We start from the raw sequence: 21,959 nt of genomic DNA, 5'->3' as shown, positions 1-21,959 counted from the left end.
GGGGGCCAGCGCCCCCGTTCGTTATTTCAGGCCCGCCCGCCGCGCCGCCACCTTGGCCAGCGCGGCCCAGTCCAGATCCGCATCCCCCTGCGCCATCGCGTCGAGGAAGTTGTCCTTCAGCACTCCGGCGAACGGCATCGGCGTATGGCTGTCGGCGCCGGCGGCCAGCGCCAGCCCGACGTCCTTCAGCCCCAGCGCCAGCCGGAATCCGGCGGGTGAATACTTCTCGGCGGCGATCAGCGCACCATAGCCCTGGTAAGCCGGGGCGGCGAAGACGGTGCTGCTCAGCATCTGCAGGTAGTCGGCGCCGGAAACGCCGTAGTTGCGCACCAGCGCGCTGCCTTCCGCCATCGCTTCAATGGCGCTGGCCAGCGTAAAGTTGGTGGCGATTTTGACCACGTTGGCCTGCGCCGGGTCGGCGCCGAAGTGCCAGGTTTTCTGGCCGAGGGCATCGAACAGCGGCTGCGCTTGCTTCAGCCGTTCGCTATCGCCGGCTGCCAGAATATTCAGCTTGCCGGCGGCGGCCACGTCGATCCGCCCCAGCACCGGTGCGGCGAGATAGCCGATGCCGTGTTCCGCATGCAGCGTCGTCAGGCGTTTGGCGAGCTCGACCGAGATGGTCGCCATATTGATATGCAGCGCGCCCGGTTTCATCCGCTGCAGCAATCCGCTGTCCACCACCACCTGTTGCGTGGCGGCATCGTCGGCCAGCATGGTGATCAGCACGTCGGCATCGGCCAACTGCTCCGGCCGTTCGGCCTGCCGCGCGCCGGCGTTTACCAGCGGCTGCGCCGCCTGCGGCGAGCGGTTCCATACCGTCAACGCGAAGCCCGCCTGCACCAGGTTAGTTGCCATGGCGCTGCCCATCCCACCCAGTCCGGCAAATCCGATCTTCATCATGCGCTCCTTTTTCAGGTTGAAGGTTTTACCCTAGCGCGCCGGGCCAGGAACGCAAATGCTGGAGTGTAACGCCGTCTTACGCGCCGGCGGCGGGCTATTGACGCATTGCCGCTGCGGGTATACCTTGATGGCATGAATATATCGATGCACTCCACCCACAATCAGTCATGGTGGCGCCTCTTCTGAGGCGGCACGAGTATTCACATCTCTTTTTAATGCCGCCGGTTTGGCGGCATTATCTTTTGTGGCGTTGATCCGGCGGTCTACAGACCTTCAGGAGCACTGTCATGAGCTACACCATTCTTACCGGCGATCGCGCTACCGGCCCACTGCATTTAGGTCACTTTGTCGGCTCGCTGCGCCAACGCGTCGAACTGCAGCACCAGCATAACCAAACGGTGATGGTGGCGGATCTGCAGGGCCTGACCGACAACGGCAACAACCCGCAAAAAATCAGCGCCAACGTGCTCAATGTCGTGGCCGACTATCTGGCGGTCGGCATCGATCCGCACAAGACCACGATCTGCCTGCAGTCGGCTCTGCCGGCGTTGGCCGAGCTGACGATGTACTACCTCAATCTGGTCAGCGTGGCGCGGCTGGAACGCAACCCGACGGTGAAAAACGAAATCGCCGAGAAGGATTTCGCCCGCAGCCTGCCGGCCGGTTTTCTGATCTATCCGGTCAGCCAGGCGGCGGACATCACCGCCTTCGGCGCCACCCACGTGCCGGTCGGCGAGGATCAGCTGCCGATGCTGGAGCAAACCAACGAGATCGTGCGGCGCTTCAACCACATCGTTGGCCAACCGATATTAACGGAGTGTCAGCCGCTGTTGAGCAACGTCGGGCGTCTGCCGGGGCTGGACGGGCAGGGCAAGATGTCGAAATCGCGCGGCAACGCCATCCCGCTTGGCGCCGGCGCCGACGAGGTTCACAAGGCGGTGATGAGCATGTTCACCGATCCTGGCCATCTCAACGTCAGCGATCCCGGCCGGGTGGAGGGCAACATGGTGTTCACCTATCTGGACGCCTTCTGCGAAGACGCCGCACTGGTGGCGGAGCTGAAGGCGCACTATCGGCGCGGCGGGTTGGGGGACGTGAAAATCAAACGGCTGCTGGAGGATTGCCTGCAGAGCCTGCTCGAGCCGATCCGCACCCGCCGCGCCGAATTCATTGCCGATAAAGGCGAGCTAACGCGTATCCTGCAGCACGGCACCCGCCGCGCGCATCAGGTCAGCCAGCAGACGCTGCAGCAGGTCAAGATGGCGCTGGGGCTGGACTTCTTTAGCCTGGAATGATGCGCACGCCGGGGCGGCACGCGTCACGCCCCGGCCATAAAACCATCATCCCACTGTCATAAACTTATCCGTTAATAGGTGCCCATAATGATTAGCCACTGAAACCAGAGAAATCATATGGCTCAGGCACTGTTAAAATTGGCACAGCACGACTTTCCAGGGCAGCACGCCGCCGCATCTCGCAAAGTATTATCGGTAAAGGGACTCGGCAAGGCCTATAAAGCGCAGCAGCGCGTGCTGGATGACATCAATTTCGATCTGCACGCCGGCGAGTTCGTGGCGGTGATCGGCCGCTCCGGCGCAGGCAAGTCCACGCTGCTGCATACCCTCAACGGCACCATTCCTTCCAGCTGCGGCGAGATGCTGCACTTCGAAGACGATGGCGTGGCGCAGGATATCGCCCAGCTTGCCGGCCGCCAGATGCGCCAATGGCGCGCGCGCTGCGGCATGATCTTCCAGGACTTCTGCCTGGTGCCGCGGCTGGACGTGATGACCAACGTGCTGCTGGGGCGCCTGAGCCACACCTCCACCCTGAAATCCTTCTTCAAACTGTTCGATGACGCCGACCGCGCTCGCGCCATCGAGCTGTTGCAGTGGCTCAACATGCTGCCACACGCGCTGCAGCGCGCCGAGCACCTCTCCGGCGGCCAGATGCAGCGCGTCGCCATCTGCCGCGCGCTGATGCAAAACCCGCAAATCCTGCTGGCCGATGAGCCGGTCGCGTCGCTCGATCCGAAAAACACCCGCCGCATCATGGACGCGCTGCAGAAAATCAGCGAAGACGGCATCGCGGTGATGGTGAACCTGCACTCGGTCGAACTGGTGAAAGAGTATTGCTCGCGGGTGATCGGCATCGCCCACGGGAAGATCGTGTTTGACGGGCATCCTTCGCAACTGAACGAACGGATCCTGCACCAGCTGTATGGCGAAGAAGCCAATCAGATCCATTGAAGCACTTTTGACCTTTACCCTTTACCTTTACACACAAGGCACACCTAATGAAAAAAGTATTGAGTCTGACCACCCTGATGGCCGGCGTGATGATGGTATTTAATGCTGCCGCAGCGGATGCGCCGAAAGAGCTGAACCTGGGCATTCTCGGCGGCCAGAACGCCACCCAGCAGATCGGCGATAACCAGTGCGTGAAGCAGTTCCTGGACAAGGAACTGAATGTCGATACCAAGCTGCGCAACTCGTCCGACTATTCCGGTGTGATCCAGGGCCTGCTGGGCGGCAAGATTGACCTGGTGCTGAGCATGTCGCCGTCATCGTTCGCTTCGGTCTACATCAAGGATCCGAAAGCGGTGGACATCGTCGGCATCGCGGTCGACGACGTCGACCAGTCGCGCGGCTACCACTCGGTGGTGGTGGTGAAGGCCGGCAGCCCGTACCAGAAACTGGAAGATCTGAAGGGCAAGGCCATCGGCTTCGCCGATCCGGATTCCACCTCCGGCTTCCTGATCCCGAATCAGGCGTTTAAAAAGCTGTTCGGCGGCACGGTCGACAACAAATACAACAACACCTTCTCCAGCGTCACCTTCTCCGGCGGCCACGAGCAGGATATCCTTGGCGTGCTGAACGGCCAGTTCGAAGGCGCGGTGACCTGGGCGTCGATGATCGGCGACTACAACACCGGCTACACCAGCGGCGCGTTCACCCGCATGATCCGCATGGATCACCCGGACCTGATGAAACAGATCCGCATCATCTGGCAGTCGCCGCTGATCCCGAACGGCCCGATCCTGGTGAGCAACTCGCTGCCGGCCGACTTCAAAGCCAAAGTGGTCACCGCCATCAAGAAGCTGGATAAAGACGATCACCAGTGCTTTATCAAAGCGATGGGCGGCAAACAGCACATCGGCGACACTACCCTGGCGGAATACCAGACCATCATCGATATGAAGCGCGAGCTGACCAAAGGCGACCGTTAATTCCCGGCTGCCTCGGCCGTCCGAATGAAGGGGTTCAGCGTGCTGAACCCCTTGTTCCATCAAGATGGAAGACCTGCTTTGAATACCGATTTCGCACACTATTACCAACGGATCCGCAGCAAGCAAAAACGCGAAGCGCTGCTGTGGTCGCTCGGGCTGGTGGTGCTGTACCTGGGCGCCGGCAACCTCGCCGAGTTCAACCTGCACACCGTCTGGGTGTCTATTCCGCACTTCTTCGACTACCTGGCCGAAACCGTGCCGACGCTGCACTGGCACCTGATGTTCGCCGATGGGCGCACCGAAGGTTCGCTGGCCTATTGGGGTTACCGCCTGAACATCCAGCTGCCGCTGATCTGGGAGACCCTGCAGCTAGCGCTGGCGGCGACCATTTTTTCGGTGCTGGTGGCGACCGTGCTGGCGTTTCTGGCGGCCGGCAATACCTATACCCCGGCCTCGGTGCGGCTGGCAATCCGCACGCTGGTGGCGTTCTTGCGCACCATGCCGGAGCTGGCGTGGGCGGTGATGTTCGTGATGGCGTTCGGCATCGGCGCCATTCCCGGCTTCCTGGCGCTGGCGCTGCACACCATCGGCAGCCTGACCAAGCTGTTCTACGAATCGATCGAAACCGCCTCCAACAAGCCGGTGCGCGGGCTGGCGGCCTGCGGCGCCACGCCGCTGCAGCGCATGCGCTTTGGCCTGTGGCCGCAGGTGAAGCCGGTGTTTCTCTCCTACAGCTTCATGCGGCTGGAGATCAACTTTCGTCAGTCGACCATTTTGGGGCTGGTGGGCGCGGGCGGCATCGGCCAGGAGCTGATGACCAACATTAAACTCGACCGTTACGATCAGGTCAGCATGACGCTGCTGCTGATCATCGTGGTGGTTTCCGTGCTCGACTACGTGTCGGGCGAGCTGCGCAAGCGTGTGGTGGAGGGGGCAAAATGATAGCGGGCACTCCGGCATCGGCGGAAACGCTGCGCCAGTTGAAACAGCAGCATCCGGCGATCTTCGCGCAGCAGGGGCGCTACCTGCGCACCGTCGGCCTGATCGCGCTGGCGATCGTGCTGTACTATGTGTTCTTCTTCCTGGTCTTCGGCATTAGCTGGCCGCAGTTTATCAACGGCTGCCAGCAGCTGGGGCGCTATTTCCTGCGCATGTTCGTCTGGCACGACTTCGCCAACTGGCCGTTCATGTACTACTTCCAGCAGACCGGCATCACCATCGCCATTGTGTTCGCCGGCACCATCACCGCGTCGCTGATCGCGCTGCCGCTGTCGTTCTTCGCCGCGCGCAACGTGATGTCGACGCCGCTGCTGCGGCCGATCTCCGTGCTGGTGCGCCGCTTGCTGGACGTGCTGCGCGGCATCGACATGGCGATCTGGGGGCTGATCTTCGTGCGCGCCGTCGGCATGGGGCCGCTGGCCGGGGTGTTGGCTATCGTGATGCAGGACGTCGGGCTGCTGGGCAAACTGTACGCCGAAGGCCATGAGGCGGTGGACAAGTCCCCCAGCCGCGGCCTGACGGCGGTGGGCGCCAACGGGTTGCAGAAGCACCGCTACGGCATCTTCACCCAGTCGTTCCCCACCTTCCTGGCGCTCAGCCTGTACCAGATCGAGTCCAACACCCGCTCAGCGGCGGTGCTGGGCTTCGTCGGCGCCGGCGGCATCGGCCTGGTGTATGCGGAGAATATGCGGCTGTGGAACTGGGACGTGGTGATGTTCATCACCCTGATCCTGGTGGTGGTGGTGATGATCATGGACAAGGTCTCGTCGATGCTGCGCAACAAGTACATCATCGGCGAAGACATCCCGCTGTATCAGCAAAAAAGCCAAATCGATTGAGAAACCCCTTGCCGATCCCTATACTGCCGCACATTCAAGGTGTGCGGCCATACCCGTCATACTTGGAGCTGCCTCTTTGTTGGCTGCATTTGCGCGCCCCGGTCACATAGTTAACTATGCTCCGGGGGCTTACAAATTTGCCGCCGCGATGCAACTCCAATTATTTTGGGTATGGGGCATTTTTTTACAATGCGCACGTCCCCGTTAGACAAGTAAAGGCAATGCAATCCCATGATGAACAACGACGTGCTGCGCAGCGTGCGCTATATGCTGAGCATTAACAACGCCAAAATGGTCGAGATTATCAAACTGGACGATTTCGAGGTGGCGGTGTCGGCGATGGACGCTTACGTGATCAAAGAAGGCGAGCCGGGCTACGAAAAGTGCCCGGACGAAGTGATGGCGCACTTCCTCAACGGCCTGGTGTTCTTCAAGCGCGGTAAGGACGACAAGTTCCCGGCGCCGGCGGTTGAGCTGCCGATCACCAATAACCTGGTGCTGAAAAAGCTGCGCGTGGCGTTCGAGCTGAAAGACACCGACATGCACCAGATCTTCACCGCGGTGGACTTCCGCATCTCCAAGCCGGAGCTGAGCGCGCTGTTCCGCAAAGAGGGCACCAAGAACTACCGCCCGTGCGGCGATCAGATGCTGCGCTACTTCCTCAAAGGGCTGGCGCAGCGCGTTCGCGGCGAGTAACGCGCAGCGTTCACCGAACATCAGGCGCAATCGTAAGGTTGCGCCTTTTTTATTGCCGCTCTCCCGCTCGCCGTTGTTGTACTGGCCCTCAGCCACCCGTCATCGATGGAGGGCGTGCCGCCCGTCCGGTTACTTTTCTAGGGTTCGTTCAATGTCGATTGAAACGTAAAATCCAGAGGAGTAATTCAATGGCTCAAATGTCAAAAGAAGATCCACAGTTCAACACAAAAAATGCCGCCGCTCAGGTCAATGACGGCGGCGAATTCGCTGAATATACCCCTGAACAGTTCGGCGCCGTAGGCGATGGCCTGGCTGACGATAGAGATGCCGTCAGCGCCATGTTCGCTAAAGTGGCGATTGACGCCGCTAACTCGATGAAAAAACGCCAGGTCAGAATGGCGAATGTCTATCGGTTGACGTTGGGTTCGGCTTGGCAGCCTCTACAGATCCCCAGCAACTGCCATATTTATGGCGGTGGTGAAATTCACCTGGATGACGATACGCCTCAAATCAATATTTTTAATACCGTGGAACAGTCGAATTTCATCGTGGAAGATCTGAGGATCACGAGAAAGGTGACTCAGAAAGATGCAGATCCTATTTGGTGGTATGCCACTCGCGCGTGTACCGGCATGGCTTTCACCCGTTGTGAAAACTTCACCGTGAGAAATTGCGTCATCAGCATGCATACCGATGCTTTGGGCCTTTCTGACTGTACGTCAGTTACCCTTGAGAACAATTTACTTAAAGATCTGGGTGAAGAACCTATCGCCGTTCGTGGCGGACGCCATATTACAATCCAGAATAACGAACTGACGAATCATCAGGGTGACGGGATCCTGCTGAAAACGGGCGTGAACCGAGATGCTTATGACATCTTGATTGTGAACAATCATATTCATGATGGACATAAACCCGCTAAACCCGCTGGGGCCGGGCATACGCAAAGAGGGGGCGGGGTGACATTGAATAATGAAGTGACCGGCACGCCTCATTCATTCACTAACCTGACCGTTGCCAATAACCATATTGTTAATACCAGCTATGGCATCTCGCTGGGTGGAATCAGTGACATTAATATCTCTAATAACTACATCAAAACGATCGAAAGGTTCGGCATTCAGATCGACTATTCCTTAGTGAATAACCCCACCAAAATCCCTACGAATAATTCACGAATTATCGGGAATCACGTTGAAGATACCGTTGAGAATGGCATCGATTATCACGGCAATAACGATATTTCTGTCGCGGAGTCTGTTATCGCAGATAACTTTTTAAATTACTGTGGTACCTCCACGACGTCGGCCTTCAATGGCATTGCCGCAACGGAGGCGACCCTTTCAGGCAATATTATCAATAACTGTAAGGTCGCTCTGTTCGCCAATAGCTGCGTGATGACCGGTAACAAGATAACCAACTCCGGGTGGGCCAGCAGCCAGGTATGGATCAAGCTCTATGGCGACCGTACGGTGTTTTCCGGCAACCGGGTAACGGACTCTGATTTTGGCTATATCCGCTTTTTGAATGGGAAAAACGCCATTATTGAAGGGAATGTGATTAAGCTTGCTTCTCCCGCTCGGGCGCTGGAGTTAGGCGGGGCATTTGACGAAACGACTCTCATTGGCAAGAACGTCTGGGATTGCGCTTTTAAACCGATTCTCTCTACGATTGCAGGGGTAACGGGCAATCAACTCATTCAGTATTCCTTCCCGAATGAAGGCGTGCCCCACATTACCCCTCAGATGTTCGGCGCGAAGGGCGATTGGAATGATACAGCTGGCGTTGGTACGGATGATACGCAGGCGTTTAAACAGGCTATCGCTTATGCGATTAGCCAAGGCTGCAAGAAGCTCTATGTTCCTGCCGGTAACTATTACATTACAGATACCTTAAATTTAGGGGGAGAAAACTACACCGGAGATAAAGGCATTGCGATAGAGGGCGAAAATTGGATTAGTACGAAATTCTTCTTTAAGCCGACGTCTAATGATCATGCGTGTTTTGAGTCGAAAGGCGGTTCCGGGATCCATACCAACAGATATATCAGCGATGTGACGATTACGCCGGCCAAGGGCGCGTTATATACGGGCACCGGCTATCGGATCAATGGTTCCTGTTTCATGCGGCATGAAAGATTGCTGATTATGAAGTTTTTTGTGAACTTACATCTGTTGAACGGCTATGCCGGTGCGTTTACCGAGTTCGTCAGTTTTCACTCTTGCCGGTTCCACCGTGGCTTGTCGAACATCTTGATGGAAAGCAATGGCGGGGATAGCTCCTTCCACGGCGTGGGGTTCCATGAAATTCAATGTCAGATCAAGGTCTCCGGCAATCCGGGCGATAGTGGCACAAATACGGATGCCGGCGTGGGGCTGGAGTTGAGAGGAAACGCCAACAGCGTAACGTGGTACAACGGTTTCTGCTATATCCACCTGTTCGGCGGCGTCGGCGCTACGGCGATCAAACTCACCCGAACCAACACCGATAACATCCTGGGGCAGTTTACTTGCGAAGGTGAAACCATTCTTCAGAGTGATGGAAGCACCTTTGAATGTCGGGGCGGTTTCTATAACGTGGGTAATACCACTTACAATGTGGCTGCAGAACCGGTAAACGGCATCGCGGCGGCATTTGTGTTTGATAACATGCTGAGCAATACGACAAGATTCGCCAACGCGGCAATCGCCGATATGGCTCCTAGGCAACTTCCGTGGTCCTTGGCGGACAGGGCCAGCCATGGCGCTTATCCGGCCATTTTCCATGGTATCAAGGACGGCTCCGATAACCTGTTCTATGCCGCCAAAGGAGGGAGTACCAGCTACCATTACTTTGGCGGCATTTCTCCAGGCAATAACCTTCAGGGGTTTGAACCGGGCGTCAGGTTGGCTCAGGACGGGGCTTCTTTAATTAGTTTTTCACCTAAGTTTACGCTTGGCGCTAATAACAATACGACCAGCAGCGGCGTATCCATCTCCCCGGCGGATTTTTCGCCGCAGAAGGATATCGCGACCGCCTTAGGACAACCCTCATTTAAATGGAGCGGGTTGTACACCAAGCAGTTAACGGTTGCGGATAATGGCATCTATCCGGCCGGTAACGGCGCTTATCCTATTGGTGGGCCGAATAACCAATTCTCCTCCGGCCACATAAAAGTGTTGAATATTTATGATTCAGCGAACGTGAACGGAGATCCTGTAGGTGTCAGAGTTGCTGTCCCCGCTTCGGCCGTTGCGCCCGGTAAAATAGGCCAATGGTCGGCAGACTCCACGTTCTTTTATATTTGCACGGCGGCCAATACCTGGAGAAGGGTAGCGCTCACCACATGGTAGGTACTGAGCTTGCGGCTGGCGGTTGACCTATCCCCATCGACCTGCGGGGCGGCAAGTATCGCCGCCCCGGTTTTTCCGCTTCGTCATCCCGCCATTGCACTCTTTTTGTTCTCCCGCTGCGCGCCGCTGGTGCAGGCCGTTCACCTTCGTCGTCATAAGTTTTAATTATAATTTATTGAAATCATGAGATTAAAAATTGGCACGCCGGTTGCTCTGTTGAATCCCATCTTGTGTACCAGATGGAATTCAGCCGATGAGCGACCCTGTTGAAGCGTGCGGTTTTACCCTCAGTGAATGGCAGCACCATTACCAAACCCGCCCGGTGGGCGAGCGCCTTGCCTGCGTCAGTGCGACGATCGAAACGCTGGTCGCCGGGCTGAACCCAGACGATAACGCCTGGCTGTATCTCGCTACGCCGGCGCAGCGCGAGCAGCAGTATCGGCAGCTGGCACAGAGGCTCGAGGCGGTCGCCGGCGATCTCAGCCGCCTGCCGCTGTTCGGCGTGCCCTTCGCCATCAAAGACAATATCGACGTCGGCGGCTGGCCGACCAGCGCCGCCTGCCCGGCGTTCACCTATCAGGCCGCGGCGGACGCCACCGTGGTCGCCCGCCTGCGCGCCGCCGGGGCGATCGCCCTCGGTAAAACCAACCTCGACCAGTTCGCTACCGGGTTGGTAGGCACTCGCTCACCGTATGGCGCGGTGGTCAACAGCTTCGACAGCCGCTACGTCAGCGGCGGTTCCAGCTCCGGCTCCGCCTCGGTGGTGGCACGCGGCCTGGTACCGTTCGCGCTCGGCACCGACACCGCCGGTTCGGGGCGCGTGCCCGCCGGGTTCAACAACATCGTCGGGCTGAAGCCGACCAAGGGGCGGTTGTCCAACCGCGGCGTGGTGCCGGCCTGTCGGTTGAACGATACGGTGTCGGTCTTCGCGCTGACCGTGGCCGACGCCGCGCAGGTGGCGGAGTTGGCGAGCGGCTTTGACGCGGCAGACCCGTATTCCCGCCCCGATCCGCATACCGCGCCGGCGGATATCCCCGCCGCACCGCGTTTCGCCGTTCCCGCCCAGCTGGAGTTTTTCGGCGACGTTCAGGCCGAGCGGGCGTTTCACCGTGCGCTGGCGCAGCTGCAGGCGGGCGGCGCCACGCTGGAGCCCCTCGATTTCACGCCGTTTCGCACCCTGGCGGAGCAGCTGTATTACGGCCCTTGGGTGGCGGAGCGCACCGTGGCGATTGAGCAGGTGCTGGAAGCGAGCCCGCAGGCTATCGACCCGGTGGTGCGCGGCATCGTCGGCAACGGCCTGGGCTACAGCGCCTGCGACGCCTACAAGGCGGAATACCTGCGTGCCGAGCTGGCGCGGCAAATCGCCCAGCGGCTGGCGCCGTTCGACGCGCTGGTGGTGCCGACCGCGCCCACTATCCGCACCCTGGCGGAGATGGCGCAGGAGCCGGTGCTGTTCAATTCGCAGTTCGGCACTTACACCAATTTCACCAACCTGGCCGATCTGAGCGCGTTGGCGCTGCCGGGGCCGCTGCGCGAAGACGGCCTGCCGGCGGGCATCACCCTGATTGCGCCCGCCTGGCATGACCGGGCGCTGGCGGCGTTTGGCCTGCGCTGGCAACGGCAAAGCGCCTTGCCGCTCGGCGCTATCGGCCGGGCATTGCCGCCGCAGCCTGTGCCTGTGCCGTCCACAGGGCACGTGCGTCTGGCGGTAGTGGGCGCTCACCTTAGCGGCATGCCGCTCAACGTCCAGCTGACACAGCGCGACGCGGTGCAGGTGGAGCAAACCGCTACCGCCCCCTGCTATCGCCTGTATGCGCTGGCCGATACCGAGCCGCCGAAGCCGGGGCTGGCGCGCGCGGCGCAGGGGGCGGCGATCCGCGTTGAGCTGTGGGACATCCCGCTGGCCCGTTTCGGCGAGTTTGTGGCGGAAATTCCGGCGCCATTGGGCATCGGCACGCTGCTGCTGGCGGACGGCCGGCGGGTGAAGGGGTTTATCTGCGAAGCCTGGGCGCTGGAAGACGCGACGGATATCACTGAGTTTGGCGGCTGGCGCGACTATCTCGCCAGCGTTAAGGGGGCATGAACATGTTTACTACCGTACTGATCGCTAACCGCGGCGAAATCGCCTGCCGCGCCATTCGCACCCTGAAACGCCTGGGCGTAACCAGCGTGGCGGTCTATTCCGACGCCGACCGCAATGCGCCGCACGTCGCCGAGGCCGACAGGGCGGTGGCGCTTGGCGGCGACAAGGCCGCCGACAGCTACCTGCGCATCGACAAGATCCTCGCGGCGGCAGCGGCCACCGGCGCGCAGGCGATCTACCCCGGCTACGGCTTTTTGTCCGAGAGCGCCGAGTTTGCCGATGCCTGCGAAGCGGCGGGCATCGCCTTTATCGGCCCGACGGCGGCGCAGATCCGCGAGTTCGGCCTCAAGCACCGGGCGCGCGAGCTGGCGGCGTTGGCCGGGGTGCCGATGACGCCGGGCACCGGCTTGCTGGAGAGCGTTGAGCAGGCGGTCTCGGCCGCTGCGCGCATCGGCTACCCGGTGATGCTGAAAAGCACCGCCGGCGGTGGCGGCATCGGTCTGACGCGCTGTGACGACGAGGCGGCGCTGCGCGACGCGTACGACAGCGTCAAACGGCTGGGAGAGCAGTTCTTCCGCGACGCCGGCGCCTTTATCGAACGCTTCGTCGATCGGGCGCGCCACGTCGAGGTGCAGATTTTCGGCGACGGCCAGGGGCGGGTGGCGGCGCTCGGCGAGCGCGACTGTTCGCTGCAGCGGCGCAACCAAAAGGTGGTGGAGGAAACCCCGGCGCCGCATCTGCCGGCGGCGACCCGCCAGGCGCTGCACCGGGCGGCGGTGGCGCTGGGCGAGTCGGTGAATTACCGCAGCGCCGGCACCGTAGAATTTATCTATGACGCCGCGCGCGACGAGTTTTATTTCCTGGAAGTGAACACCCGCTTACAGGTCGAGCACCCGGTCACCGAAATGGTCACCGGCCTGGATCTGATCGCATGCATGCTGCAGGTGGCGGCGGGCGACGCGCTGGATTGGGCGGCGTTGCAGCGCGCGCCGCAGGGCGCGGCGATCGAAGTGCGCCTCTACGCCGAAGATCCGCTGAAAAACTTCCAGCCCAGCCCCGGCGTGCTGACCGAGGTGCATTTCCCTGACGACGTGCGCCTCGACGGGTGGGTGGCGACTGGCAGCGAAGTGTCGGCGTTTTACGACCCGATGATCGCCAAGCTGATCGTGCACGGCGCCGATCGGGCGCAGGCGCTGGAAAAATTGCGCGTGGCGTTGGCGGCGACCCGTTTGCACGGCATCGCCACCAACCTCGACTATCTGCGGCAGGTGATCGCCACGCCGCAATTTCAGCGCGGCGACGTCTGGACGCGCCTGCTGGACGATGTGCGTTTCCAGCCGCACTGCCTCGAAGTGCTGCAACCCGGTACCTACAGCAGCGTGCAGGATTATCCCGGCCGCCTCGGCTATTGGGACATCGGCGTGCCGCCGTCCGGCCCGATGGACGACTTCGCGTTTCGGCTGGCCAACCGCATCGTCGGCAACCACCCGGCGGCCGCCGGGTTGGAGTTTACCCTGCAGGGGCCGACGCTGCGCTTTCACTGCGACGCCACCCTCGCGCTGACGGGCGCGAGCTGCCCGGCCGATCTGGACGGTGAAGCGGTTGCGTATTGGCGGCCGATCGCGGTGCGGGCCGGGCAGGTATTGACGCTGGGGCGCGCCACGCAAGGCTGCCGCACCTATCTGGCGGTACGTAACGGCTTTGACGTGCCGGTGTATCTCGGCAGCCGCTCCACCTTCGCGCTGGGCCAGTTCGGCGGCCACGCCGGGCGCACCTTGCGCGTGGCGGACATGTTGGCGATCGCCCAACCGGCGCTGGCGGCCAGCACTACGCCGGCGCCGATCGCCGCGCCGCAGGCGATGGACGACAGCCTGATCCCGCACTACGGCGACCAGTGGCACATCGGCGTGCTGTACGGGCCGCACGGCGCGCCGGACTTTTTCACCGCTGAATCGATAGAGGCCTTTTTTGCCACCGACTGGCAGGTGCATTACAACTCCAACCGCCTCGGGGTGCGCCTGGCGGGGCCGAAGCCCGAGTGGGCGCGGGAGGACGGCGGCGAGGCCGGTTTGCATCCTTCCAACGTGCACGATTGCGAGTACGCCATCGGCGCCATCAACTTCACCGGCGACTTCCCGGTGATCCTAACCCGCGACGGGCCCAGCCTTGGCGGCTTCGTCTGCCCGGTGACCATCGCCAAGGCCGAGCTATGGAAAGTGGGGCAGGTGAAGCCGGGCGACCGCATCCGTTTCCATCCGATCGGCTTCCGGCAGGCGCAGTCGCTGGAGCAGGCGCAGCTCGGCAGCATCGAAGCGCTGGCGGCGGTGAAGGCCATCACCCTGCCGCCGCCGGATCTGGCCCCGGCGGAGACCGTTTCCGCCGCGGTGCTGGCGGCGCTGCCGGCGGCGGAAGGGCGCCCGGCGGTGGCGTATCGCCAGGCGGGGGACGGCTACATCCTGATGGAGTACGGCGACAACGTGCTCGATCTGGCGCTGCGGCTGCGCATTCATCTGCTGATGCAGTCGCTGCGGGAGGAGGTGATACCGGGCGTGGCGGAGCTGGCGCCGGGCGTGCGTTCACTGCAGATCCGCTACGACAGCCGGCAGATTAGCCAGGCCGACTTGCTGCAGCGCCTGCTGGCGCGTGAACGGGCGCTGGGGGACGTCAGCCACCTGAAGGTGCCGACGCGCACCGTGTGGCTGCCGATGGCGTTCGAAGATTCGGCCACGCTGGGGGCGGTGGATCGCTATCAACAGACGGTGCGCGCCTCGGCGCCCTGGCTGCCGAACAACGTCGATTTCATTCAGCGCATCAATGGCCTGAGCCGACGCGAGCAGGTGCGCGACATTCTGTTCGACGCCAGCTACCTGATCCTCGGGCTGGGCGACGTCTACCTCGGCGCGCCCTGCGCGGTGCCGCTCGATCCGCGCCATCGCCTGCTGAGCTCCAAATATAACCCGGCGCGCACCCACACCGCCGAAGGGACGGTCGGCATCGGCGGCATGTACATGTGCATCTACGGCATGGACTCGCCGGGCGGTTACCAGTTGGTCGGGCGCACGCTGCCGATCTGGAACAAATTCCTCAAAAACCCGCAGTTCACCGCCGGTGAACCCTGGCTGCTGCGCTTCTTCGATCAGGTGCGCTTCTATCCGGTCAGCGAGCAAGAGTTGGACGAGCAGCGCGAAGCGTTCCGTGAAGGGCGCATGCAGGTGCGCATCGAAGAGAGCGAATTCGACTTCGCCGCCTACACCCGTTTCCTGGCCGACAACGCCGGGGCGATCGCCGACTTCCAGCATCGCCAGCAGCAGGCGTTCAGCGCCGAAGTGGCGCGCTGGCGCAGCGATGACGACGAGGCCGAGGCGCAGCTGTTGCCGCCGGAGGAAGAAGACGCCATCGACGGCGATCTGGTCAGCGCCGATCTGAACGGCAGCGTGTGGAAGATCCTGGTGGAACCGGGGCAGGCGGTGGCGGCCGGGCAGCCGCTGATCGTGGTCGAGGCGATGAAAATGGAGCTGGCGGTCACCGCACCGCGCGCCGGGATCGTTAAACGCATCAGCTGCCGGCAGGGGCGGCCGGTCGGGCCGGGCGACGCCCTGCTGTGGCTGGAAAAGGCGGTCTGAACGGAGGAGCGATGATGCAAATCACCAACGGAGAGCACAAGGCGCGGCCGGAGGGGCTGGCGGAGCGCATTTATCTGCAGCTCAAGGCCGACATCTTCGAGTTTCGCCTGCTGCCAGGCGATCGCTTCAGCGAAAGCGACGTGGCGCAGCGCATGGCGGCCAGCCGCACGCCGGTGCGTCAGGCGCTGTTTCGGCTGGAGCGCGAAGGCTATGTCGAGGTGCTGTTTCGCAGCGGCTGGCAGGTGCGGCCGTTCGACTTCGCCTACTTCGAAGAGCTGTACGACCTGCGCATCGTGCTGGAGCAAGAGGCGGTGAAACGGCTGTGCGAACGCCCGGCCGGGGAAACGCCGGACGCGCTGGCGGCGCTGAGCCGTTTTTGGACCGAAGCGCCGCGTCTGGCGGACGGCAAGGCGGTGTCGCAGCACGATGAGCAGTTTCATCAGGCGTTGGTGGCCGCGGCGGGCAACGGCGAAATGGCGCGCATCCACCGCGAGCTGACCGAAAAGATCCGCATCATTCGCCGGCTGGATTTCACCCAGCAGGCGCGGGTGGACGCCACCTACCGCGAGCACGCCGCCATTTTGCAGGCGATCCTGCGGCGGCAAAGCGGGGAGGCGCAAACGCTGCTCGGCGAGCATATCGCCGTCAGCAAGGCAGAAGTGCGAAAAATAACGCTGCACATGTTGCACCAGGCGCGGGCTCAGCAGCCAGCGCGCTCGGCGTAACGATTTTGATTTCACACACATCAGGAGTTTGAACTATGCAACGTCGTCGTTTTATCAAAGCTTTTGCGCTGTCCGCCGCCGCTGTCGGCCTGGGCCTGGCCTGGAGCGCGCAGGCCGCCGACACCATCAAGGTCGGCATTCTGAGTTCGCTCTCCGGCACCATGGCGATTTCCGAGACGCCGCTGAAGGATGTGGCGCTGATGACCATCGACGAGATCAACGCCAAAGGTGGGGTGCTCGGCAAAAAGCTGGAGCCGGTGGTGGTGGATCCGGCCTCCAACTGGCCGCTGTTCGCCGAAAAGGCGCGCCAGCTGCTGAGCCAGGACAAGGTGGCGGCGGTGTTTGGCTGCTGGACTTCGGTGTCGCGCAAGTCGGTGCTGCCGGTGTTTGAGGAGCTGAACGGGCTGCTGTTCTATCCGGTGCAATACGAAGGCGAAGAGATGTCGCCGAACGTGTTCTACACCGGCGCGGCGCCGAACCAGCAGGCGATCCCGGCAGTGGAATACCTGCTGAGCGAGGACGGCGGCGGCGCCAAGCGCTTCTTCCTGTTGGGCACCGATTACGTCTATCCGCGCACCACCAACAAGATCCTGCGCGCCTTCCTGCACAGCAAAGGCGTGCAGGACAAGGATATCGAAGAGGTCTATACGCCGTTCGGCTACAGCGATTACCAGACCATCGTCGCCAACATCAAGAAATTCGCCGCCGGCGGCAACACCGCGGTGATCTCCACCATCAACGGCGATTCCAACGTGCCGTTCTACAAAGAACTCGCCAACCAGGGCGTCAAGGCCACGGACGTGCCGGTGATCGCCTTCTCGGTCGGCGAGGAGGAGCTGCGCGGCATCGACACCAAACCGCTGGTGGGCAACCTGGCGGCCTGGAACTACTTCGAATCGCTGGATAACCCGACCAACAAACAGTTTGTCAGCCAGTGGAAAGCCTACGCCAAGGCGCACAATCTGCCGAATTACGCCACCGCGGTGACCAACGATCCGATGGAGGCCACCTACGTCGGCCTCCACATGTGGGCGCAGGCGGTGGAAAAAGCCGGCACTACCGACGTCGATAAGGTGCGCGCGGCGATGGCCGGGCAAACCTTCGCCGCGCCGTCGGGCTTCACGCTGACCATGGACAAGACCAATCACCACCTGCACAAACCGGTGATGATCGGCGAAATCGAGGGCAACGGGCAGTTCAACGTGGTGTGGCAGACCGAAGCGCCGGTGCGCGCGCAGCCGTGGAGTCCGTATATCGCCGGCAACGACAAAAAACCGGATTACCCGGTGAAAGGCGGCAAGTAACGTCACTCAGCGCCGGCGCGGCTCGACGCGCGCCGGCCCAACAGAAGAGGCAGCTGATGCAATCTCCGTTTTTATCCTCTCTGCGCGCCGGGCTGTGGCTGCTGTGCGCCTGGCCCCTGCTGGCGCAGGCCGGGCCGGCCGATGAGTTCGCTGCGGCCAATCGCGCGCAGCAGGCCAAACTGCTGCAGGCGTGGGCGGCCGAGCCGGACGCCGCGCGCCTGCCGCTGCTGCAGGGGCTGCAGCAGGAAACCGTGGCGATCGACGAGGCGAAGCGCGCCTTTATCCGCCAGGGCGACCGCTATCTGCCGCTTGAAGGTGAGGCGGCCCCGGTTGGCGAGCCGAAGAAAGTGTGGCTGAACAACCGGCTGCGCATTCTGATTGCCAACGCGTTGTCGGCGCAGCGGTTGGTCAGCGCGGACGCGGCGGTGCGGCTGCAGGCGGCGACCGCGCTGCAGCGCGAGGCGCAGGGCGAGCAGTTGCCGCTGTTGACCCGGCGGCTGGCGCAGGAGAAAGACCCGCAGGTACGCGACGCGCTGAGCATTGCGCTGGCGAACCTGCAATTGGCCGACGCCAGCCCGCAGGTGCGCTTCAATGCGGTGCGGCTGTTGGGGGAATCGGGCGAGCCGGAAACCCGCGCGCGGCTGCAGGCCTTGACCGACGCGGCCAATGAGCCGGACGCCGCGGTGCGCGCCGAGGCACAGCGCAGCCTGCAGCACGTGCAGCACCGCCTGATGATCGGCGATCTGCTCGGCCAGGCGTTCAGCGGCCTGTCGCTCGGCTCGATCCTGCTGTTGGCGGCGCTTGGTCTGGCGATCACCTACGGCCTGCTCGGCGTCATCAATATGGCGCACGGCGAAATGCTGATGCTCGGCGCCTATTCCGCCTATCTGGTGCAGGGGCTGTTTCAGCAATTTGCGCCGCAGTGGCTGGCGCTCTACCCGCTGGCGGCGCTGCCGGTGGCGTTCGCCATCACCGCCGGGATCGGCATGCTGCTGGAGCGCACGGTGATCCGCCACCTGTACGGCCGGCCGCTGGAAACCCTGCTGGCCACCTGGGGCATCAGCCTGGTGCTGATCCAGCTGGTGCGGGTGCTGTTCGGCGCGCAGAACGTCGAGGTCGCCAACCCGGCGTGGCTGTCGGGCGGCGTGCAGCTGTTGCCGAACCTGGTGCTGCCGTGGAACCGCATCGCGGTGATCGCGTTCGTGCTGCTGGTGCTGGCGTTGACCTGGCTGCTGCTGAACAAGACCCGGCTCGGCATGAACGTGCGCGCGGTGACGCAAAACCGCGCGATGGCGGCCTGCTGCGGCGTGCCCACCGGGCGGGTGGACATGCTGGCCTTCGGGTTGGGATCCGGCATCGCCGGGCTTGGCGGGGTGGCGCTGTCGCAGTTGGGCAACGTCGGGCCGGAGCTGGGGCAAGGTTACATCATCGATTCGTTCCTGGTGGTGGTGCTCGGCGGCGTCGGCCAGCTGGCGGGGACGGTGGCGGCGGCCTTCGGCCTCGGCATCGTCAACAAGATCCTCGAGCCGCAGATCGGCGCCGTGTTGGGCAAGATCCTGATCCTGGTGCTGATCGTTCTGTTTATTCAAAAGCGTCCGCAGGGGCTGTTCGCCCTTAAGGGCAGGGTGATTGACTGATGAGCCAACCATTGACCGTAACCGGCGTGCAGAAAGCGCCCCGGCTGGCGTTGAGCATCGGCGGGCTGGCATTGCTGGCGCTGCTGGTGATGCCGTTCATGACGTTGTTGCCGGCGGATCATCCGCTGGCGGTGTCCACCTATACCCTGACGCTGGCGGGCAAGATCCTGTGCTACGCGGTGGTGGCGGTGGCGCTCGATCTGGTGTGGGGCTATGCCGGGCTGCTGTCGCTCGGCCACGGGCTGTTCTTCGCGCTCGGCGGCTACGCCATGGGCATGTACCTGATGCGGCAGGCGGCGGGCGACGGGCTGCCGGCGTTTATGGCGTTCCTCTCCTGGAACGAGCTGCCGTGGTTCTGGAGCGGCACCCAGCATTTCGCCTGGGCGCTGTGCCTGATCGTGCTGGTGCCGGGCCTGCTGGCCTTTCTATTCGGCTACTTCGCCTTTCGCTCGAAAATCAAAGGGGTGTACTTCTCGATCATGACCCAGGCGCTGACCTATGCCGGCATGCTGCTGTTCTTTCGCAACGAGACCGGTTTCGGCGGCAATAACGGCTTTACCGGTTTCACCACGCTGCTCGGCTTTCCCATCACCGCCGCCGGCACGCGGGTGGCGCTGTTCCTGGCGACGGTGCTGCTGCTGGCCGCCAGCCTGGCCATCGGCTTTGCGCTGGCGCGCAGCAAGTTCGGCCGGGTGCTGACCGCGGTGCGCGATGCGGAAAACCGCCTGACCTTCTGCGGCTACGATCCGAAGGGCTTCAAGCTGTTCGTCTGGACGCTGTCGGCGGTGCTGTGCGGGCTGGCCGGCGCGCTCTATGTGCCGCAGGTCGGCATCATCAACCCCGGCGAAATGTCGCCGACCAACTCGATCGAGGCCGCCATTTGGGTCGCCCTCGGCGGGCGCGGGACGCTGGTGGGGCCGCTGCTCGGCGCCGGCATCGTCAACGGCGCCAAGAGCTGGTTCACCATGGCCATTCCCGAATACTGGCAGTTTTTTCTCGGCCTGATGTTTATCGTCGTCACGCTGTTTCTCCCGAAAGGAGTGATTGGCCTGCTGCGGCGGAGGAAATCCTCATGAAGGCGATGCAAGTGACCGACGAACTGTTTACTCATCCGCTGCCGGCGGACAAATACCGGCAGCAAACCGATCCGGTGCTGCAGCTCGACAACGTCAACGTCAGCTTCGACGGTTTTCGCGCGCTGACCGATCTGTCGTTGCGCATTGGCGTCGGCGAACTGCGCTGCGTGATCGGCCCCAACGGCGCCGGCAAGACCACGCTGATGGATGTGATCACCGGCAAAACCCGGCCGGACAGCGGCAGGGTGTTTTACGATCAGACCGTCGATCTGACCCGGCTGGCGCCGATGCAGATCGCCCACGCCGGCATCGGCCGCAAGTTTCAAAAACCGACGGTGTTCGAGGCGCTGACGGTGTTCGAAAATCTGGAGATCGCGCAGAAAACCCGTAAGTCGGTGTGGGCCTGCCTGCGCGCCCGCCTAAGCAGCGAACAGCGCGACCGCATCGACGAGATGCTGAAGACCCTGCGGCTGGGGCATGAGCGCCACCGGCCCGCCGGGCTGCTGTCCCACGGGCAGAAACAGTTTCTCGAGATCGGCATGCTGCTGGTGCAGGAGCCGCACCTGCTGCTGCTCGACGAGCCGGCGGCCGGCATGACCGACGCTGAAACCGACTACACCGCCGAACTGTTCCGCGAGCTGGCGGGCAAGCATTCGCTGATGGTGGTGGAGCACGACATGGGGTTTGTGGAAACCATTGCCGATCGCGTGACGGTGCTGCATCAGGGGCAGGTGCTGGCGGAAGGATCGCTGGCGCAGGTGCAGGCCGATGAACGGGTGATTGAGGTATATCTGGGGCGCTGAGGAGGCGTAATCATGCTGCAGGTAGAGGAATTGAATCAGTATTACGGCGGCAGCCACATTCTGCGCGGCCTGTCGTTCGAGGCGCGTATCGGCGAGGTGACCTGCCTGCTGGGGCGCAATGGCGTGGGCAAGACCACGCTGCTGAAATGCCTGATGGGGCTGATCCCGGCGCGCAGCGGCAGCGTCCGTTGGCGGGGCGAAACCATCACCGGTAAAAAGCCGCATCAGCGGGTGCAGGCGGGCATCGCCTATGTGCCGCAGGGGCGGGAGATTTTCCCGCGCCTGACGGTGGAGGAAAATCTGCTGATGGGGCTGGCGCGTTTTTCCGGCGCTGACGCGCGCGCGGTGCCGGATCCGATCTATGAACTGTTTCCGGTGCTGCGGCAGATGAAGGAGCGGCGCGGCGGCGATCTCTCCGGCGGGCAGCAACAGCAGCTGGCGATCGGCCGGGCGCTGGCCTGCCGGCCGCAGCTGTTGATCCTCGACGAACCGACGGAAGGGATCCAACCTTCGGTGATCAAGGAGATCGGCGCGGTGATCAAACAGCTGGCGGCGCGGGGCGATATGGCGATCCTGCTGGTGGAGCAGTTCTATGACTTCGCCGCTGACCTGGCGGATAGCTATCTGGTGATGTCGCGCGGCAGCATCGTGCAGCGCGGCGCCGGCAGCGCTATGGAACAGGACGGCGTCCGCGCGCTGGTGGCGATTTAACGTTG

The 21,959-nt window shown here is 62.4% G+C and carries 16 protein-coding genes; 15 read left to right on the top strand and 1 reads right to left on the bottom strand.

The features are described from left to right. Positions 1-21: 21 nt before the first annotated feature. Entirely contained in the window at positions 22-897 is an 876-nt protein-coding gene (locus N6G83_RS11840) for an NAD(P)-dependent oxidoreductase (protein ID WP_025302011.1), read from the bottom strand. 290 nt (positions 898-1,187) lie between these two features. On the opposite strand from N6G83_RS11840, the gene trpS reads away from it, so the two are divergent. The 15 genes from trpS to urtE all read left to right on the top strand — a co-directional run bounded on the left by trpS (position 1,188) and on the right by urtE (position 21,954). Then, positions 1,188-2,195 carry a tryptophan--tRNA ligase gene (gene trpS / locus N6G83_RS11835; protein ID WP_043136919.1) on the top strand — a complete coding sequence of 336 codons (1,008 nt, stop codon included), beginning with the start codon at positions 1,188-1,190 and terminating at the stop codon, positions 2,193-2,195. 117 nt (positions 2,196-2,312) lie between these two features. Next, positions 2,313-3,146: a phosphonate ABC transporter ATP-binding protein gene (gene phnC / locus N6G83_RS11830; RefSeq protein WP_019454697.1), complete on the top strand. Its 834-nt coding sequence runs from the start codon at positions 2,313-2,315 to the stop codon at positions 3,144-3,146. Positions 3,147-3,193: 47 nt separating this feature from the next. Next, positions 3,194-4,126 carry a phosphonate ABC transporter substrate-binding protein gene (gene phnD / locus N6G83_RS11825; protein ID WP_197811162.1) on the top strand — a complete coding sequence of 311 codons (933 nt, stop codon included), beginning with the start codon at positions 3,194-3,196 and terminating at the stop codon, positions 4,124-4,126. A 78-nt stretch (positions 4,127-4,204) separates the two neighbouring features. Next, a complete protein-coding gene (gene phnE / locus N6G83_RS11820) occupies positions 4,205-5,068 on the top strand; it encodes a phosphonate ABC transporter, permease protein PhnE (RefSeq protein WP_197825078.1) in 864 nt (287 codons plus the stop codon). Then, the gene (gene phnE / locus N6G83_RS11815) at positions 5,065-5,964 is read left to right on the top strand and encodes a phosphonate ABC transporter, permease protein PhnE (protein ID WP_197825079.1); all 900 of its coding nucleotides are present in this window, start codon (positions 5,065-5,067) and stop codon (positions 5,962-5,964) included. The genes phnE (N6G83_RS11820) and phnE (N6G83_RS11815) overlap by 4 nt, the downstream gene beginning before the upstream one ends. Before the next feature lie 231 nt (positions 5,965-6,195). Further along, positions 6,196-6,660, top strand: coding sequence for a DUF1456 family protein (locus N6G83_RS11810; protein WP_004939471.1), 465 nt, complete (start codon positions 6,196-6,198; stop codon positions 6,658-6,660). A 188-nt stretch (positions 6,661-6,848) separates the two neighbouring features. Then, positions 6,849-9,992 (top strand): right-handed parallel beta-helix repeat-containing protein, encoded by a 3,144-nt coding sequence (locus N6G83_RS11805; protein WP_197825080.1) that lies wholly within the window; start codon positions 6,849-6,851, stop codon positions 9,990-9,992. Positions 9,993-10,245: 253 nt separating this feature from the next. Next, positions 10,246-12,075 (top strand): allophanate hydrolase, encoded by a 1,830-nt coding sequence (atzF, locus tag N6G83_RS11800; protein WP_197825081.1) that lies wholly within the window; start codon positions 10,246-10,248, stop codon positions 12,073-12,075. 2 nt (positions 12,076-12,077) lie between these two features. After that, positions 12,078-15,698: an urea carboxylase gene (uca, locus tag N6G83_RS11795; RefSeq protein WP_260515380.1), complete on the top strand. Its 3,621-nt coding sequence runs from the start codon at positions 12,078-12,080 to the stop codon at positions 15,696-15,698. Positions 15,699-15,712: 14 nt separating this feature from the next. Continuing rightward, a complete protein-coding gene (locus N6G83_RS11790) occupies positions 15,713-16,423 on the top strand; it encodes a GntR family transcriptional regulator (RefSeq protein ID WP_049203931.1) in 711 nt (236 codons plus the stop codon). Positions 16,424-16,458: 35 nt separating this feature from the next. After that, on the top strand, positions 16,459-17,727 hold the full coding sequence (urtA, locus tag N6G83_RS11785; RefSeq protein ID WP_025302020.1) for an urea ABC transporter substrate-binding protein: 1,269 nt from the start codon (positions 16,459-16,461) through the stop codon (positions 17,725-17,727). A gap of 56 nt (positions 17,728-17,783) precedes the next feature. Next, entirely contained in the window at positions 17,784-19,364 is a 1,581-nt protein-coding gene (urtB, locus tag N6G83_RS11780) for an urea ABC transporter permease subunit UrtB (protein WP_260515379.1), read from the top strand. After that, entirely contained in the window at positions 19,364-20,440 is a 1,077-nt protein-coding gene (gene urtC / locus N6G83_RS11775; RefSeq protein ID WP_025302022.1) for an urea ABC transporter permease subunit UrtC, read from the top strand. Before urtB ends, urtC begins: the two co-directional genes overlap by 1 nt. Then, positions 20,437-21,243, top strand: a complete 807-nt coding sequence (gene urtD / locus N6G83_RS11770) for an urea ABC transporter ATP-binding protein UrtD (protein WP_015377102.1) — start codon at positions 20,437-20,439, stop codon at positions 21,241-21,243. The genes urtC and urtD overlap by 4 nt, the downstream gene beginning before the upstream one ends. A 12-nt stretch (positions 21,244-21,255) precedes the next feature. Beyond that, positions 21,256-21,954: an urea ABC transporter ATP-binding subunit UrtE gene (urtE, locus tag N6G83_RS11765; protein ID WP_260515377.1), complete on the top strand. Its 699-nt coding sequence runs from the start codon at positions 21,256-21,258 to the stop codon at positions 21,952-21,954. The last annotated feature ends 5 nt before the right edge of the window (positions 21,955-21,959 follow it).

It is taken from the genome of Serratia sp. PL7 (assembly GCF_945957435.1).
Note: the sequence above shows the minus strand (reverse complement) of the source record. Positions and strands in the feature narration are given on the sequence as shown.